This window comes from Helicobacter trogontum (assembly GCF_000765905.2).
Taxonomy (GTDB): Bacteria; Campylobacterota; Campylobacteria; order Campylobacterales; family Helicobacteraceae; genus Helicobacter_A; species Helicobacter_A trogontum.
Genome location: NZ_JRPL02000088.1, coordinates 1 through 1,229, shown reverse-complemented (window position 1 = coordinate 1,229; position 1,229 = coordinate 1). Strand labels below are relative to the sequence as shown.

Below are 1,229 nucleotides of genomic sequence, written 5' to 3'. Positions count from 1 at the left end.
AAATAAAAAGGTAAGAATTTTAATATTTGATACAATGCAATACTTAAATTTATTAGGTATTAAAAATTTTAAATCGCATATATTGCGATACATTCATTTTTAACTTTTGTGCTTCAAGGCGTATTTCATTTAATTCATCTTCTGTAAAATTTATTGTAAAAGGTTTGTTCTTTTTTGCCTTTTTTAAAACGATATTCGTGCTTGTTTCACCACGAGCACTATTAATAAAACTTTCCTCAGTATTGCCTTGTTCGCTTAGTTTTTTAAATCCCATATAATTCTCCTTATTCATAGATGATAAATAATTACTCTTTGGAGTCATTCTTTATCATTTTATACAACATTATACTATATTAACATAATACATATATTATAAATATAATCTAAATATATTAAACATTAAATAACTAAGTAATATTAATGTAATTTACATACATATTACATAAAATGTTTTTTTGCGTTTGTAAGTAATTCTTGATAGAATACCTCAAAATCTATTAAAGCTTTATCAGAATTATCACAATACTCTTTTATGCTCTTGCCCTCAATAACTGCCTTACGATAAGCCTGTCTTTCATAGATAACAGAATCTAAGACTTTTACATCTTCTAAGCACATTTCTTGTTTTGTAACATGAATATAATCTTTAAGATTTGTCAGTTCTTTTGTAAGAAATGGGTTAGGTGAAACACGATTAACCAAAATAAGCGAGAGTAGCTTAGGGTTTAAATCCTTTACTTCAGCATAAAGTTCTAACATATGATCTAACACATTGACATCATATTGTGATGGAATTGTAGGGATAATAATAATGTCTGATACCAATATTGCCTTTCTCATTTCCTTAGAATCTCTTCCACCTGTATCCACTATAATGCTATCAAAATGGCTACGCATACGCTTAATCTCATCGCCTAGACTTATACCAGTTTTTGAAACACTAGAAAAAAGTGGCTCTAAGTTAGCTTGACTTCTCATATCTGAAAACACTTCACTAGATTTTTGTGGATCTGCATCCACCAATAAAACATTATCTCCATCTTCTGCAAGTCGTGCAGCAAGATTAACTGCTAGGGTTGTTTTACCGCTCCCGCCTTTTTCATTTACAATCGAAATAATCATGCACTAATCCTACGAATATTATTTATTCAACAAAGTGATATTGAATAGTTAATAACAATATATTATGCATATAATATATTGTTATTTAGTGAATCTAAATATAAAAA

Annotated in this window: 2 protein-coding genes; both read right to left on the bottom strand. The window is 28.2% G+C overall.

Translation table 11 applies throughout. The features are described from left to right. Positions 1 to 52 precede the first annotated feature (52 nt). Entirely contained in the window at positions 53 to 274 is a 222-nt protein-coding gene (locus tag LS81_RS10965) for a plasmid mobilization protein (protein WP_004084737.1), read from the bottom strand. A 164-nt stretch (positions 275 to 438) separates the two neighbouring features. Next, on the bottom strand, positions 439 to 1,122 hold the full coding sequence (locus tag LS81_RS10960; RefSeq protein ID WP_004088251.1) for an AAA family ATPase: 684 nt from the start codon (positions 1,120 to 1,122) through the stop codon (positions 439 to 441). Positions 1,123 to 1,229 lie beyond the last annotated feature (107 nt).

Coding starts and splice junctions, on each gene's coding strand:
- LS81_RS10965 (WP_004084737.1), bottom strand. CDS start 274: ATGGGATTTAAAAAACTAAGCGAACAAGGCAATACTGAGGAAAGTTTT.
- LS81_RS10960 (WP_004088251.1), bottom strand. CDS start 1,122: ATGATTATTTCGATTGTAAATGAAAAAGGCGGGAGCGGTAAAACAACC.